This window comes from Caballeronia sp. LZ035 (assembly GCF_031451175.1).
Classification (GTDB): domain Bacteria; phylum Pseudomonadota; class Gammaproteobacteria; order Burkholderiales; family Burkholderiaceae; genus Caballeronia.
Genome location: NZ_JARUXS010000003.1, coordinates 1253287 through 1267211 on the forward strand (window position 1 = coordinate 1253287; position 13925 = coordinate 1267211).

The window sequence follows — 13925 nt, forward strand, 5'->3', positions numbered from 1 at the left end:
AGCCATTTGAATACCGTCGAATAATCCGTGCGGCATTGCACGGGCTGTGCTGGCATGCGAACAATGCCGCATGCCAGCATGAGATCAAGGCGTGGGCGGCGTCCCTTCGCCCGGCTGGTTCGCGAGACCCGCGCGCGTCACATCGAACGCCAGCTTTTTCGTGCTCTCATCGTAGCGACAGCGCACCTTCGCGCCTTCGCTGACCTCGCCGCCGAGCATCTCCCTGGCAAGCTGGTTCTCGATCGACTGACGAATCTGCCTGCGCAATTCACGCGCGCCAAACTCGGGCCGATAACCGACCTCCGCGAGATGATCCACGACGGATTCGTCGAATTCAAGCGCGATGTCCTGGCTGTGCGCGAGACGCTGCACCTGATCGAGCATCAGCCGCACGATCTGGCGCACTTCGTCGCGGCCGAGCGACTTGAACAGGATGATGTCGTCGATCCGGTTCAGAAACTCCGGCCTGAAGTGTTGCTGCAACACCTTCATCACGCCGCTTTGCAGCGACGCATCCGCGTCCGATGCCGTGCTCGTGAAGCCCAGCACGCCACGCTTCTGTCCGGCGATCACATCGGAACCGAGATTGCTCGTCGCGATGATCAGCGTGTTGCTGAAGTCGACGACGCGGCCTTTGCCATCGGTGAGGCGTCCGTCGTCGAACACTTGCAGCAGCACGTTGTAGACATCCGGATGCGCCTTCTCGATCTCGTCGAGCAGGATCACGCTATAGGGCCGCCGACGCACGCGCTCCGTCAGCTGGCCGCCTTCGTCATAGCCCACGTAACCCGGCGGCGAGCCGATCAGGCGCGACACCGCATGGCGCTCCATGTACTCGCTCATGTCGACGCGCAGCATCGCGTCTTCGTCGCCGAACACGACTTCCGCGAGCGCCTTCGCCAGCTCCGTCTTGCCGACCCCGGTCGGCCCGAGGAACAGGAACACGGCAATCGGCCGATTGCGTCCCTGCAAGCCAGTGCGCGCGCGACGCACCGCATCGGACACGGCCTCGACCGCTTCGTCCTGGCCAATCACGCGCTTGTGCAAGCGCTCTTCCATCTGCAACAGGCGCGCGCGTTCTTCCTCGGTCAGTTGCGCGACCGGAATGCCCGTGAGCGTCGCGACGATCTCCGCGATCTGCGCCACCGTCACTGTCGATGTATTCGTGCCGACACGCTTCTTCCAGGTGTCGGTGGCTTCGTCGAGTTCCTTTTGCTTCTGTTCGAGTTCGCTGTCGAGCGCATGCGCGCGGTCGAACTGCTTGCGCGATGCCGCGTAGTCCTGCTCGCGCCGCAACTGCGCGTGCTCCGCTTCCAGTTCGAGGATTTCGGCAGGACGCGAAGTGGCCGAAAGATTCACGCGCGCAGCGGCCTGATCGACGAGATCGATCGCCTTGTCAGGCAGGAAGCGCCCGGTGATGTAACGGTCCGACAATTCCGCCGCGCCGACGATCGCATCGTCCTGGATGGTCACCTTGTGATGGGCTTCGAGACGGTCGCGCAGGCCGCGCAGGATGTTGATGGTCTGCGCGACCGTCGGCTCCGCGACCAGCACCGGCTGGAAGCGCCGTTCGAGCGCCGCGTCCTTCTCGATGTGCTTCTGATACTCGGCGAGCGTGGTCGCGCCGATCAGGTTCAGCTCGCCGCGCGCCATGGCCGGCTTGAAGACATTGGCGATGTCGAGCCCGCCTTCACCGCCGCCCTGCCCCGCGCCGACAATCGTATGCACCTCGTCGACGAACAGCAGCAGCGAGTCACGGTTCGCGCCGATTTCATCGACGACCTGCTTGACGCGCTCCTCGAACTCGCCGCGAAACTTCGCGCCCGCGACCATCGAGTTCACGTTCAGTTCGACGAGCCGTTTCTCGCGCAGCGACTCGGGCACGTCGCCGTTCACCATGCGCTGCGCGAGTCCCTCGACCACCGCGGTCTTGCCGACGCCGGGTTCGCCGATCAGCACCGGATTGTTCTTGCGGCGGCGCGCGAGCACTTCGACCATCGTCTCGATCTCGCGTGCGCGCCCGATCACCGGGTCGAGGTGTCCTTCGCGCGCGAGCGCGGTGAGGTCGCGGCTGAACTTGTCGAGGTTCGGCGTGCGCGAAGGCGGCGTGTCGCCGCCGCGCGGCGGTGCGCCTGCGCCGACCGTCTGCGCGGTCTGCTGCCTGAGCGCCTGCGGATCGACGCCGAGCTTGCCGAGCAGTTGGCCGGCGAAACTGTCGGGCACGTCGGCGAGACCGATCAGCAGATGCTCGGGCGCGACATAGCTGTGCCGCAGTTGCCGCGACGCAAGAAACGCGCGGTCGAGCGCGCTCTTCAGACGCGGCGACACCCCGATCATGCCGTCCGCCGGCGGCGGCGACGTGCCATAGCAACCCGGCGCGTTGGCGTCGATATAGGCGTGGATCTGCGCCGGATCGAGCCCGAGACTCTTCATCAGCGACTCGATCACCGCGTTGTTCGCGAGCTCGTAGAGCAGGTGTTCGGTATCGACCTGCGAACAGCCGGATTGCACGGCGCGCTCGGCCGCGCGCATCAGCATTTCCTTCGCGCCGTCGCTGAAATAGCGGTCGATGTTCGCGCCTTCGGCCTCGTTGCGCCGTGCGCTGGGGGTGGTGGCGGTATCAGCGGATGCGGGCGTCTCAGGCTGTTCAGGCGCGCCGCCGAGAAACAGCGATTCGAGCGGCGAGAGCGCGCGCTGATGCCGTGTCAGCTGGGCATAGTGAAAGTCGCACACGTCGATGACATGCCGCTGACCATTGCGCAAAACGGCCAGCCGCACCGTGGCGGGACGCGCGGCGCAAACGTCGCACAGATGAGCCATGTTCGGTTTCCTTTCATGAAGGGCGTGCGCCCGGGCAGGGATCGATGCAACCGTTATTCCTGATACCTGGCGTTGCACGGTCCGTGATGACATCGGGCAGTCATGGTACTGCGCAAGCCGCCCTGCATGCGGGAACGATGTTTGCAGGAGGCAATGCCCATTTTGCGGAGATACTCATGCACTGGATCGATCCGGACGCCTTGCCTGAAACGCGCGGCGTCGTTACGCACTTCCTCCTGAACCCGCACGGTGAACTCGACGGACTCGTCTTGCGCCCCGCACGGCAGGTGCACTTTCCACCGCATATGTCGAAGTGGGTCGCGCGGCATATCGCGGTCGGCGACCGCATTCGCGTGCGGGGCATCAAGCCGCGTGGCGTGGATATGATCGCGGCTGTTTCGCTCACCGCCAGCGACGGCGCAACGCAGGTCGATGAAGGACCGGATCACGCGGCGCATGCGCCACGCGCACAGGAGCCCGTGCACAAGCCGATGGAAGTACACGGCACCGTGCGGCTTTCCTTGCATGGACCCAAAGGCGAGTTGCGCGGCGCTTTGCTTGACGACGGCACGTCGCTGCGCGTACCGCCTCACGCCGGCATGGCCTTGCGTGAGTATCTGAGTCCGGGCGCGTCAGTCTATGCGTGGGGACGGGGTGTGAAGAATCGCTTCGGACGCGTGGTCGATGTCGATGACATCGCGCACTGGATCGACGCGCCGGCTTGACCTTGCTTACTCGCCCGCCGCCAGCGCCTTGATGCGTAGAGCCACCTCGGGGTCGAGCGGCGTGTAGACGATCATGCCGAGGTCAGGCCGGCCATCGACCGCGAAGGCCGAATACTCCAGCTCCACCGCGCCGAGCAGCGGATGCTGCAGGCGCTTGACGGCATGCACGTCTGAATGACCGAGCACATCGTTGTCGCGCCACAAGGCTTCGAACTCGGGACTCACGCTGCACAGTTCGTCAACGAGCTCGCTGGCTTCGGACACGATCCCCGCGCGCGCCACGTCCGCCCGGAACGCCCCGACGACAAAGCGCGCGACGTTCTCCCAGTCATGCTGCTTCGCGCGCACGGCGGGATGGCGGAACAGGAACTTCAGGATATTGCGCTGGCCCGGCGGCAACGCGCCATAGTCGGTCAGCACGACAGCCGCCGCGCGGTTCCACGCCACCACATCCCATGTGGCCGTCTTGATGAGCGCCGGACTGGCTTCGAGCGAATCGAGCAGACGCTGCAAGCGCGGATTCACGCCTTCCACAGTCTGATAACGGACTTCCGGCGGCCTGCCGAGGCCGAGCATGAACAGGTGCTCGCGTTCGGTATCGGTCAGCAGCAATGCGCCCGCGATGCGTTCCAGCACGTCCGGCGAAGGCGCGCCGCCGCGTCCCTGTTCGAGCCACGTGTACCAGGTCGGACTGATGCTGGCGCGCTGCGCCACCTCTTCGCGGCGCAATCCGGGCGTGCGGCGACGGCCCGTGAAGCCGAAGCTGGCCGGATCGAGACGGGTGCGGCGGCTACGCAGGAAATCGCCGAGTGAGCGCGGTGTGTTCAAGGTGTTAGTCGTTTTACTATGATGCCGTCACTACTTTAACGGGATAAGAAAACACAGGATAGTGCATGGGTTCGATCAAGGAGAACCACACCATGCGAATCTTTCTGACTGGCGCGACCGGCTTCATCGGCTCGGCGCTCGTTCCCGAACTCATCGCGGCGGGTCATCAGGTCATCGGCATGAGCCGTTCCGATGCCGGCGCGCAAGCCCTGGCCGATGCCGGCGCCGAAGTCCACCGCGGCACGCTCGAAGACCCCGCCAGCCTGCGCGACGGCGCCGCTCGCGCCGACGCCGTCATCCATACCGCCTTCGATCACGACTTCTCGCGCTTCGTCGAGAACTGCGAAAAGGACACGCGCGCGATCGCCGCGCTCGGCGAAGCGCTCGCGGGCTCGGACCGGCCGCTCGTCATCACGTCGGGCACGGGAATCGGCATCGGCGAACAGGGTGGCCCGGCGCGCGAGGATATCTTCAACCTGAAGCATCCGAATCCGCGCATCGCGTCAGAGATCGCGGGGCAGGCGTTGCTCGAGCAAGGCATCAACGTGTCGGTCGTGCGGCTGCCGCAGGTGCACGACCCCTTCCGCCAGGGACTCATCACGCCGCTCATCGGCATCGCGCGCGAGAAAGGCGTGTGCGCGTATGTCGGCGACGGCGCCAATCGCTGGCCGGCGGGGCATCGTTCGGATGTCGCGCGGCTGTACCGGCTCGCTGTCGAGAAGGCCGAACGCGGTGCGCGTTATCACGCGGTCGGCGAGGAAGGCGTCAGCGCGCGCGACATCATGGAATCGCTCGGGCGCGGCATGAAGCTGCCGGCCGTCTCGATCACGCCCGCTGAAGCAAAGGATCACTTCGGCTGGATGGCGATGTTCATCGCCCTCGACATGCCTGCCTCCAGCGCGCAGACGCAGGCCCGTCTCGACTGGCAACCCACCGGGCCGACCCTGCTCGCCGATCTCGATCAGGCGCGTTACCTCTGACAGCCTGCCCGCGGGTTGCGCGCGGAAAGTGGCTTGCGCTTATGATCGACCGGGCATGACACACCGTTGTCCCACCCTTTCGAGCGTGAATCCATGAGCGACTTTCCTTATCGCAGCGCGCTGATCGTCGGCGCCGGAGCGGGCATCAGCGCTTCGCTCACGCGGCGCCTGCGCGCCGAGAACATTCCTGTGGTGATCGCGGCGCGCAACGTCGACAAGCTGGCTTCGCTGGTGGATGAAACCGGCGCCATCGCCTTGCCCGCCGATGCCGCCGATGCCAGCCAGATCGACGCGCTCTTCAGCGAGACCGAAGCGCGCATCGGTGCGCCGGAGATCGTCGTGTACAACGCCAGCGGTCGCGTGCGCGGGCCGCTGGCCGAACTGGATGCAGCGGACGTGGAACGGGCCGTCGCGGTCTCCGCGCTGGGCGCCTTTCATGTGGTGCAGCAGGCGGCCCGGCGCATGACGCCGGCCGGCCACGGCGCCATCCTGCTGACGGGCGCGACCGCGGGCGTGAAGGGCTTTGCGCTGTCCGCGCCGTTCGTGATGGGCAAGTTCGCGTTGCGCGGTCTCGCGCAGAGCGCCGCGCGCGAACTGATGCCGAAGGGCATTCACGTCGCGCATTTCGTCATCGACGGCGGGGTGCGCGGCTCGCATCCCGACACCTCCGGACCGCCCGACAGCCTGCTCGATCCCGATGCGATCGCGCAGTCCTATCTCGATGTGCTGCGCCAGCATCGCAGCGCGTGGACGTGGGAGCTGGAACTGCGGCCGTGGGTGGAAAAGTTCTGAGTCGCCGCTGCACAGACAGGCTCCGCGATTTCGTCGGGCGCACGCCGACATATCCGCCGCGCCTGTAGGCCCGACAAAACCGCCCTTCCCTTTACTGACAAGGACTTCGACGATCTTCTGACGCCGCTGGCACAGCTCTCGCATAAGTAGCTGCGAGCGCAACGAATCATGCTCAACCAACCCAACCAGCCATTCAGGAGATTCATCATGTTGAAGATCGACAACCTCGCCGTCAGCAAAGAACTCGACCGTGCCGAAATGGGCGCCATCGTCGGCGGCAGCGTGTTCCAGAACAACGCCATCAACGCCAACGGGCAGTTCGGCGGCGTGTCCTTCGCCAGCCCGCAAACCAATGTCGCGCCGGTCACGCAAGTGGATGCCTCCACGCATACGGACGTCGACCTGACCAACGTGACGAAGTCGCTCACGGCGGTCGGCAGCCTGGTTCAAGGCATGAAGCTCTGAGCATCGCTGTACTGCAAGTACGAGCACGGGCACGAGATGGGACGGACTGCTCCGTCTCCTCTCCCGGAACCTTGGCCCCGCCTCACGCCGAGGTTCCCGGAGAGGGCTGCTGGCTTGCCGGCGGCCTCTCGTGCTGCTGTGCGTAGTGCGTCGGCGGCACGCCGACATGGCGCGTGAACGCGACGCTGAACGCGCTCGCCGAACCGTATCCGACGCGCTCCGCCACCTTCGCGACACTGCCTTCCTTCTGGCGCAGCAGCTTCCTCGCCAGCGCCATGCGCCACGACAGCAGATACTCCATCGGCGCCACCCCCACTGCACGGCTGAAACGTTCGAAGAACGCCGAGCGCGACAGCGCCGCCGCCCGCGCCAGCTCCACGACGGTCCAGGCACGCTCGGGACGCTCGTGCATCTGACGGATGGCCTGTGCCAGACGCGTATCGGCGAGACCGCGCACCAGCCCCGGCGATGCCGCCGTGCCCGTGGAACGCAAGGCCTCGATCAACAGCACCTCCAGCAAGCGCGCGAGCACCATGTCGCGCGCGGGCCGCTGCGCACGCGATTCCTCCCTGACGAGCTTGACGAGCGTGGCCAGCCGGCGCTCGCCGCGCACATGCACGAGTTCCGGCAGCAGTGAGACAAGCAACTCCGCATCCGGCGAACCGAATACGCAATGGCCCACGAGGATCTGGATATCGCGCGGCGTGTTGTCCGCACCGATTTGGAAGCCGCCGTCGGCCAGCGCGACCGGAACGGTATCGGGTTCGTCGGCATCGAGCGGATCGAGACTCGACATCGTGAACTCGTCGAGTTCGGGGACCAGCACGAAGTCGTCGGTCTGCAACGTGACGGGTTCGCGACCGTTGGCCACGAGACGGCACGCGCCTTCGAGCACCACGCAATAGAACGGCAAGTGGGCGTCGGAGCGCCGCACGCGCCACCGGCCACTGCCGCTCACCACCTTCGAGAACGCCGCGACCGGCTGCAACAAGGTGACGACGTCCGCGAACGGATCGATCATGGCCGGACTTCCTCGAATGAAAACTGGACGTTCGATTGTAGCAAGTCCGGCGTGAGCGAATTATCGTGGGAACTCGTTCACTCACCAGCGGATTTGACATGCCCACCGTATTGATCACCGGATGCTCGTCCGGTTTCGGCCTCGAGATCGCCCGTTACTTCCTGGAGCAGGACTGGCACGTCATCGCGACAATGCGCACGCCGCGCGAAGACATCCTGCCGAGGTCCGAGCGCCTGCGCGTGCTCGCGCTCGACGTGACCGATCCGCACGGCATCAGCGAGGCTGTCGCGAGTGCGGGACCGATCGACGTGCTCGTCAACAACGCGGGCATCGGCTTTCTCAACGCGCTCGAAGCCACGCCGATGGCCACGGCCCGCGAGATCTTCGAGACCAACACGCTCGGCACCATCGCGATGACGCAAGCCGTGCTGCCGCAGTTTCGCGAGCGCACGTCGGGCGTGGTCGTCAATGTGACGTCGACCGTGACACTGCGGCCGCTGCATCTGCTGTCCGTCTACACGGCCAGCAAGGCGGCGGTCAACGCGTTCTCGGAGTCGCTCGCGCTGGAGCTGGAACCGTTCGGCGTGCGCGTGCGGATCGTGCTGCCCGGCCGTTCGCCCGAAACCCGGTTCGGCGACAACGCCCGGACGCGCATGCAGAGCGGCTTTCCCGAGCCTTACGCGAAGCTCGCGCAGTCCGTGTTCGAGCGCTTCGAGAACGATTCGACCGTCACGTATTCGCGCGATGTCGCCGAGGGCGTATGGCGCGCGGCCACGGACCCGTCGAGCCCGATGCGCATTCCCGCCGGGGCGGATGCCATCGAGTGGGCCAAGGCGGGCTGAGGCCTGAGCAGGCTTACTCGGCGATCGCGACAGCCGGTTCAATCCTCTTCGCGAGCCGCTTCGAGCAGGCCTGCACGACCATCGCCAGCGCCGCCGACTCCGCGAAAGCAAGCACCGTCGGCTGGCGCGTCAGCGAGAACGACAGCAGCAGGCAGAACGCGGCGAACGAAAAGCGGCCGAGCACCATCCCGCGCAGCAGCGAGATCACGAAGTCCGGTCCATGCGCCCGATGCGACGACACCGACAACACGATCCCCAGCAGCGGAAACACCGCGAGCAGTCCGCTCCATGAAGCGCCGGCCCAACCGGACAGGGCGGTTACCGCCAGCGTCAGCAAGGCGCCGGCGCCCATCCGTCCGATCAGATCGGCCCGTCCGAGTGGGAGGCCCGCCGCGACCGCCGCACTGCGCGGCAGGAACGACTGCCCGAAGCAGACCGCGCCGAGCGCCACCGTGGCGGCCCATGTCGGCGATGCGGGCAGCATCGACAAGGCCCACGCCGAGACCAACCATGCGCCCAGCCCGGCGCTCAACGCGACCGGCCAGCTGCGCGAACGGCAGGTCCATGCATAAGCGAAGTTGAAGGCTTCCGACGCGAAGATCGCGGCAAGAGAAAGGATCGCGGCATGCGCGCCGAACGCGGGTCCATGCGCGAGCACGAGCAGATAGAGGATCGGGCCGGCCACCACCGGCAAGCCGGCGAGCCATCCCGCAATGGATGGCCCCCACCATCTTCCCGACATCGACACGATCAGCAGGAACAGCGGAACCAGTAAGAGCTTGAGCGCGAGCATGCCAGGCGGTGCGGAGATAAAGCCGGATCATACCCGTGCGTGTTCCTTATCGCGGCATCGCCTGGTCGAGCACCGACGCCAGGATCATCGCGCCCGCATTGGACGGCACGGGCCGCGAGTTCGGCGCATAGACCTGGTCGCCCGGCAGGATGGCGCCGCCGCTCATCGCGCACACGCCGGCCGTGCGGGCGCGCATGGCCCGCCACACCTGATCGCCGTAACTGCAACGCGTGGCATCGCGCCATTCGATCGTCGCGGTGGTCGTCGACTGCCGTTCGATCAGCTTCACGGCCACGCGCCGTTCGCCCGCCTGCGCCCCGTTGAGCCTGAACGGCGGCGTCTCGACACGCAGGCCGTTCAGTTGAAGATGGTGCGTGCCCATGGATCGACGGCGATTGCTGATGCGGTCATGTTCGGCTCCGGTTGGCTGGTTCGATCACGCCGCGTCGAGCGCGGACGTTTGCCAGGACTTCGGCGTCGCGCCGGTGAGGCGTTTGAAGACCGTCGTGAAATGCGCCTGCGAGCGAAATCCGCAACCCAGCGCGACGTCGAGCATGCTGTGCCGCGACGTGCGCAACAGCGCCTGTGCGCGCTCGATGCGCTTCTGCAACAGGAACTCATGCGGCCGCATGCCCGTCGCGCGCCGGAACTGCGCGGCGAAATGCATGCGCGTGAGGCCCGTGCTCGACGCGATATCGGCGAGGCTGAGATTCTCACCGAGATGCGAATCGACGAATTCAGCCACGCGGTTGATGCGCCATTGCGGCAACGCCGACGGCTCGCGTCCGCGCGCAACCGGCGCCGCAAAGTGACGCGCCACCAGCCGCGACACGATGGCGAGACTCACGCTCTCGACGAACATCCGCCCGGGCGGCGCGCTCTCGGTCTTGCAGACGCCGAGCGTCTGGCTGAGCCGTTCGAGCACGGGATCGCGAATCAGCCGCGGATCGCCGAGCACGATATCGCCCGGATGCGCGCGCTGGAACAGATCCTCGTAGCACTCCGCGAGCACCGCGTGCGGCACGAACAGATGCAGCACGTCGAGCGCCGATTCGAGCACTGCGCTCACCCGTACGCCCGGCGCGGTGACTTGCGCGATGCCCGCCGGCACACGGCCATGCAGCAGCGTGCGGCCGGCGTGATGGAAGGCAAGTTGCGCGCACCTGAGATTCAGGCCGATGCAATGCAGGTCGCCGCGGCCGTCGTGATTCACTTCGAGCGGCGCCTCGCCGTGATGCAGCCAGCGCGACAGGGTCATGCGGGCCACCGGCCGATCAGGCACGCGCCAGTGCGCTTCAATGCCGATGGGAGCCGAGCGCGGCGTCGCGGCGGGCGAAAGCAGAGTCAGGGTCATGGCGGTTCGGTCCGTAACAGGTGTCTTGCGATGCGCCGGAGAACCGGCGGCGGGATGACTCAAAGTTAGAGAACCAGAAAGCGCCCGGCTAGCCGTACATTGGGTTGACCATCCTGTCCAATGGTTGAGTCAACCTATATCAAGGTTTGATTCGTGTGCCTCGTTTGATGCGCCTGACATGCAGTCGGGCGATTCGGGAAAAGCGCGGGTCGCGCGCGGCGGATCACACCTTCGTATGAGCGTCCGGAACTTCCGTGCGACTTCACTCATCTGCGCGGCCCATCCATCCCCTCCTTGAGATGCGACAAGCGCCGCGACGCTCATGCGAACGTATCCACGACTGAACCTTGGTCAGCGCGCGCACGCGCTTTCGTAGAGGTGTTCGCGAGCGAAACGCGCTCCTACAGTGTGGTCACGGTCGCAATACGAAGCCAGATCACGACCGGAACCCAGCCTTCTGAAGGCTTAATCGTTCGGAACCCGGATCATTCAATCAAGGAGATGGTCATGAACCAGTTTCTCGCCTGCATCACGCTCGCCGCCGCCACGCTCGCGGCTCCTGCATTCGCATTCGCGCAATCGAACGGACCGGTGACGCGTGCCGAAGTACGCGCCGACCTGGTGGCGGTCGAACAGGCAGGCTATCAACCGGCACTCGCCAGCGACGCGGATTACCCGTCGGACATTCAGGCCGCCGAAGCCCGCGTCGCGGCGCATTCCTACGGTGGCGTGCAGACAGGCCGGAGCGCGTCCGGCGCGTCCACGCACACGGCGATGAAGAACGCATGCGTCGGACCTACCGACTACTGCCAGCCCTACTTCGGCAGCTGAGACGCGCTGAATCTCGTTCGATACAGGAGACTTCGATGAACCGCATCTTGCAAGCTGCTTCCATGCTGGCGCTGTCCGCTGCTGTATTCGCCGCGACATCTGGCGCCGCGATGGCGCACGCGCCGGTCCGCAACATCGTGCTCGTGCATGGCGCATGGGTCGATGGCTCGGGATGGAAACCGGTGTACGACATCCTCACGCGCGACGGCTATCGCGTCACGCTGGTCCAGGAACCGCTGACCTCGCTGCAAGCCGATGTCGCCGCGACCCGCCGCGTACTGGACCTTCAGGACGGGCCGGCCATCCTGGTGGGTCACAGCTATGGCGGCTCGGTGATCACCGAAGCGGGCGTGGATCCGCACGTGGCCGGGCTGGTCTATGTCGCGGCCCATGCGCCGGACGTGGGCGAGGACGAAGGTGCACTCGGCAAGCAACGGCCTAGCGATCTCGCGAAGCAATCCGGCGCGGTGGAGAAGACCGCCGACGGCTATACCTATCTGAACCCCGCCGTCTTCCCGCAAGACTTCGCCGCCGATTTGCCGCTCGCACAAGCGCGCTTCGAATCGCACTCACAGATGCTCACGGCGGCGCAGGTCTTCACGACGCCGCTGACCGCTGCCGCGTGGAAGACGAAGCCGAGCTGGGGGATCGTCGCGGGCAACGACAGGATCATCAATCCGGATCTCGAACGCTGGTACTACGCCCGTGCACACAGTCATCTGACGGTGATTCCGGGCGCGAGTCATTCCGTGTACGAATCGAAGCCGAAGCAGGTCGCGGCGGTCATCGAAGACGCGGCGCGCAACGCGCTCCATTGAAGAACCTGAAAGCGCACTTTCATCTGCCCATTCGTCGCCCTTGCCGCCTGCCCTGTCGATGCCTTATATAGTGAGTGGCCGCGCCTTGCGTACACGCGGCCGCCCCGTACAGGACAAGAAAGATCAGACGGAGGAACGCGATGGTTCGTCTCGTGATGATTCTGCTCGGCGTCGACTATCTGCGCTCTCGCTGGCGTTCGCTGCTGACGCTGGGCTTCCTGAGCATCCTGCTGGGCGGCGTCATCTTCACGGATGCGCTCGACGGCTCGCTCTACTTCCCGATCATCCCGTTCGCGCTGCTGATGCTGCTGGAAGGCATCGCCACGCTGGCTGTCGCGTGGACCGGCATGGGCGGACAGCGCACGCTGCGCTATGTCAAGGGCGCGACCTTCTGCCTCTCGGCGCTGCTCGTGCTGATCGGCGGCGAACACGGCAACTTTGCGCTTTCGCTCATCTTCGGCACGCTGTTTCTCGTCGATGGCGCGCTGCAGATCATCTCGGCGCGCGTGGTGCGGTATCGCCGCTGGCGGCTGGCGGCCGGCATCGGCGCCGTGGAGATCGCCATCGCGATCTTCTTCTATCAGCCGTATCCGGATCACTATGCGGGCACGGTGGCCTATTGCGTCGCGTTCGGGCTTTTCTTCGCAGGCTGGAACATGATCCTGCTTGCGTCGCGGGTCCAGCGCATGGCGGCGAATCCGGCCGCCGAAGGCGCCGTGCAGCGCGCGACGCAGAACACCACAAGCCCGCCCTCGTTCGCGAACGCCGTCTACGACGGCCCGCCCGCGCCTGACGAAGCGGCCTTGACCGTGCATGTGTGGACGCCCGTCGGCACGGCGAAGACGCAGGCCAAACGGCAATTGATCGTGGACCGCTATATTGCCGCCATCGACCGGAACGGCACCATCTCCACCGGCCACGCCGCGCTGGAAACGCCGGAGGGCGTTTATATCAGCCTGTATCCGGCGGTGGAGATCGACCGCTCGCCGAACGATTTCTCGCGCACGCTGCGGGCCACGCGCGAGAACGACGTCCCCGGACTGTTCCAGCCCGACTACGTGACCGAATCGACGGCCTGGTGTCCTTCGACCCAGCAGGTCCGCATCCGCAACTACGATCCGCAACGGCTGGCGCGTTTCTGGGACGAGTATCGCCGCGACGCGACCTACAACCTCACGTACCGGAACTGTTCGAGCACGGTGGCGCGTGCGCTGGAGGCGGCGATAGAAGGGGCCTCGGCGCGCGTGTGGGGCACGGGCGGCGGATGGCGGCCGCTCGTGCGCATCATGACGACGCCCGAGCTATGGGTAGCCGCGCAGGTGCGCAAGCGCGCCGCCACGATGGCCTGGACGCCCGGCCTCACGCTCGACTACGCGCGTGCGCTCAGCATGCTGGCGGACCCGCGGCCGTCGGGCTGGGTGAAGATGGCGCGCATCGCGCTGGCGACGATGTATCGCTCGCGGCAGCGTTGGCGCGCTGAGGAACATGCGGCGGCGCGGCACGGGTCGTGACGCGGCTGATGTTGATTGCTCGGCCCGCGCTGGCGACGATGTATCGCTCGCGGCAGCGCTGGCGCGCCGAGGAACATGTGGCGGCGCGCCACGGCTCGTGATGCGGCTGATGTTCATTGCTCGGCCCGCGCTCGCTACGCTCGCC

Annotated in this window: 14 protein-coding genes; 8 read left to right on the forward strand and 6 right to left on the reverse strand. The window is 66.0% G+C overall.

The genetic code is table 11. From position 1 onward, the window contains the following. Nucleotides 1-84: 84 nt before the first annotated feature. Nucleotides 85-2820, reverse strand: coding sequence for an ATP-dependent Clp protease ATP-binding subunit (locus QCE88_RS28380; protein ID WP_309908204.1), 2736 nt, complete (start codon nucleotides 2818-2820; stop codon nucleotides 85-87). A gap of 176 nt (nucleotides 2821-2996) precedes the next feature. Between QCE88_RS28380 and QCE88_RS28385 the strand changes: the two genes are divergently transcribed. Beyond that, nucleotides 2997-3545 (forward strand): hypothetical protein, encoded by a 549-nt coding sequence (locus QCE88_RS28385; RefSeq protein WP_309908205.1) that lies wholly within the window; start codon nucleotides 2997-2999, stop codon nucleotides 3543-3545. A gap of 6 nt (nucleotides 3546-3551) precedes the next feature. Here the strand turns inward: QCE88_RS28385 and QCE88_RS28390 are convergent, their stop codons facing one another. Then, nucleotides 3552-4373, reverse strand: a complete 822-nt coding sequence (locus tag QCE88_RS28390) for a helix-turn-helix transcriptional regulator (RefSeq protein ID WP_309908206.1) — start codon at nucleotides 4371-4373, stop codon at nucleotides 3552-3554. A 92-nt stretch (nucleotides 4374-4465) separates the two neighbouring features. Between QCE88_RS28390 and QCE88_RS28395 the strand changes: the two genes are divergently transcribed. The 3 genes from QCE88_RS28395 to QCE88_RS28405 all read left to right on the forward strand — a co-directional run bounded on the left by QCE88_RS28395 (nucleotide 4466) and on the right by QCE88_RS28405 (nucleotide 6610). Continuing rightward, nucleotides 4466-5353, forward strand: coding sequence for an SDR family oxidoreductase (locus QCE88_RS28395; protein WP_309908207.1), 888 nt, complete (start codon nucleotides 4466-4468; stop codon nucleotides 5351-5353). Nucleotides 5354-5446: 93 nt separating this feature from the next. Then, on the forward strand, nucleotides 5447-6145 hold the full coding sequence (locus QCE88_RS28400) for an SDR family NAD(P)-dependent oxidoreductase (RefSeq protein ID WP_309908208.1): 699 nt from the start codon (nucleotides 5447-5449) through the stop codon (nucleotides 6143-6145). 207 nt (nucleotides 6146-6352) lie between these two features. Then, the gene (locus QCE88_RS28405; RefSeq protein ID WP_309817331.1) at nucleotides 6353-6610 is read left to right on the forward strand and encodes a hypothetical protein; all 258 of its coding nucleotides are present in this window, start codon (nucleotides 6353-6355) and stop codon (nucleotides 6608-6610) included. A gap of 82 nt (nucleotides 6611-6692) precedes the next feature. Here the strand turns inward: QCE88_RS28405 and QCE88_RS28410 are convergent, their stop codons facing one another. Further along, complete coding sequence (locus QCE88_RS28410; protein WP_309908209.1) at nucleotides 6693-7631, reverse strand: AraC family transcriptional regulator; 939 nt, start codon at nucleotides 7629-7631, stop codon at nucleotides 6693-6695. Nucleotides 7632-7729: 98 nt separating this feature from the next. Between QCE88_RS28410 and QCE88_RS28415 the strand changes: the two genes are divergently transcribed. After that, the gene (locus tag QCE88_RS28415; RefSeq protein ID WP_309908210.1) at nucleotides 7730-8473 is read left to right on the forward strand and encodes an SDR family oxidoreductase; all 744 of its coding nucleotides are present in this window, start codon (nucleotides 7730-7732) and stop codon (nucleotides 8471-8473) included. Nucleotides 8474-8486: 13 nt separating this feature from the next. On the opposite strand, the gene QCE88_RS28420 is transcribed toward QCE88_RS28415, so the two are convergent. Genes QCE88_RS28420 through QCE88_RS28430 form a run of 3 tightly spaced genes read right to left on the reverse strand, consistent with a single transcriptional unit; the run spans nucleotide 8487 to nucleotide 10620 of the window. After that, on the reverse strand, nucleotides 8487-9266 hold the full coding sequence (locus tag QCE88_RS28420; protein ID WP_309908211.1) for a hypothetical protein: 780 nt from the start codon (nucleotides 9264-9266) through the stop codon (nucleotides 8487-8489). 46 nt (nucleotides 9267-9312) lie between these two features. Further along, on the reverse strand, nucleotides 9313-9648 hold the full coding sequence (locus QCE88_RS28425; protein WP_309908212.1) for a DUF3331 domain-containing protein: 336 nt from the start codon (nucleotides 9646-9648) through the stop codon (nucleotides 9313-9315). Nucleotides 9649-9702: 54 nt separating this feature from the next. Continuing rightward, a complete protein-coding gene (locus QCE88_RS28430; protein ID WP_309908213.1) occupies nucleotides 9703-10620 on the reverse strand; it encodes an AraC family transcriptional regulator in 918 nt (305 codons plus the stop codon). A 507-nt stretch (nucleotides 10621-11127) separates the two neighbouring features. On the opposite strand from QCE88_RS28430, the gene QCE88_RS28435 reads away from it, so the two are divergent. The 3 genes from QCE88_RS28435 to QCE88_RS28445 all read left to right on the forward strand — a co-directional run bounded on the left by QCE88_RS28435 (nucleotide 11128) and on the right by QCE88_RS28445 (nucleotide 13780). Beyond that, entirely contained in the window at nucleotides 11128-11451 is a 324-nt protein-coding gene (locus tag QCE88_RS28435; RefSeq protein ID WP_309908214.1) for a DUF4148 domain-containing protein, read from the forward strand. Between the two features lie 35 nt (nucleotides 11452-11486). After that, nucleotides 11487-12269, forward strand: a complete 783-nt coding sequence (locus tag QCE88_RS28440; RefSeq protein WP_309908215.1) for an alpha/beta hydrolase — start codon at nucleotides 11487-11489, stop codon at nucleotides 12267-12269. A 140-nt stretch (nucleotides 12270-12409) separates the two neighbouring features. Further along, on the forward strand, nucleotides 12410-13780 hold the full coding sequence (locus tag QCE88_RS28445) for a DUF308 domain-containing protein (protein ID WP_309908216.1): 1371 nt from the start codon (nucleotides 12410-12412) through the stop codon (nucleotides 13778-13780). The last annotated feature ends 145 nt before the right edge of the window (nucleotides 13781-13925 follow it).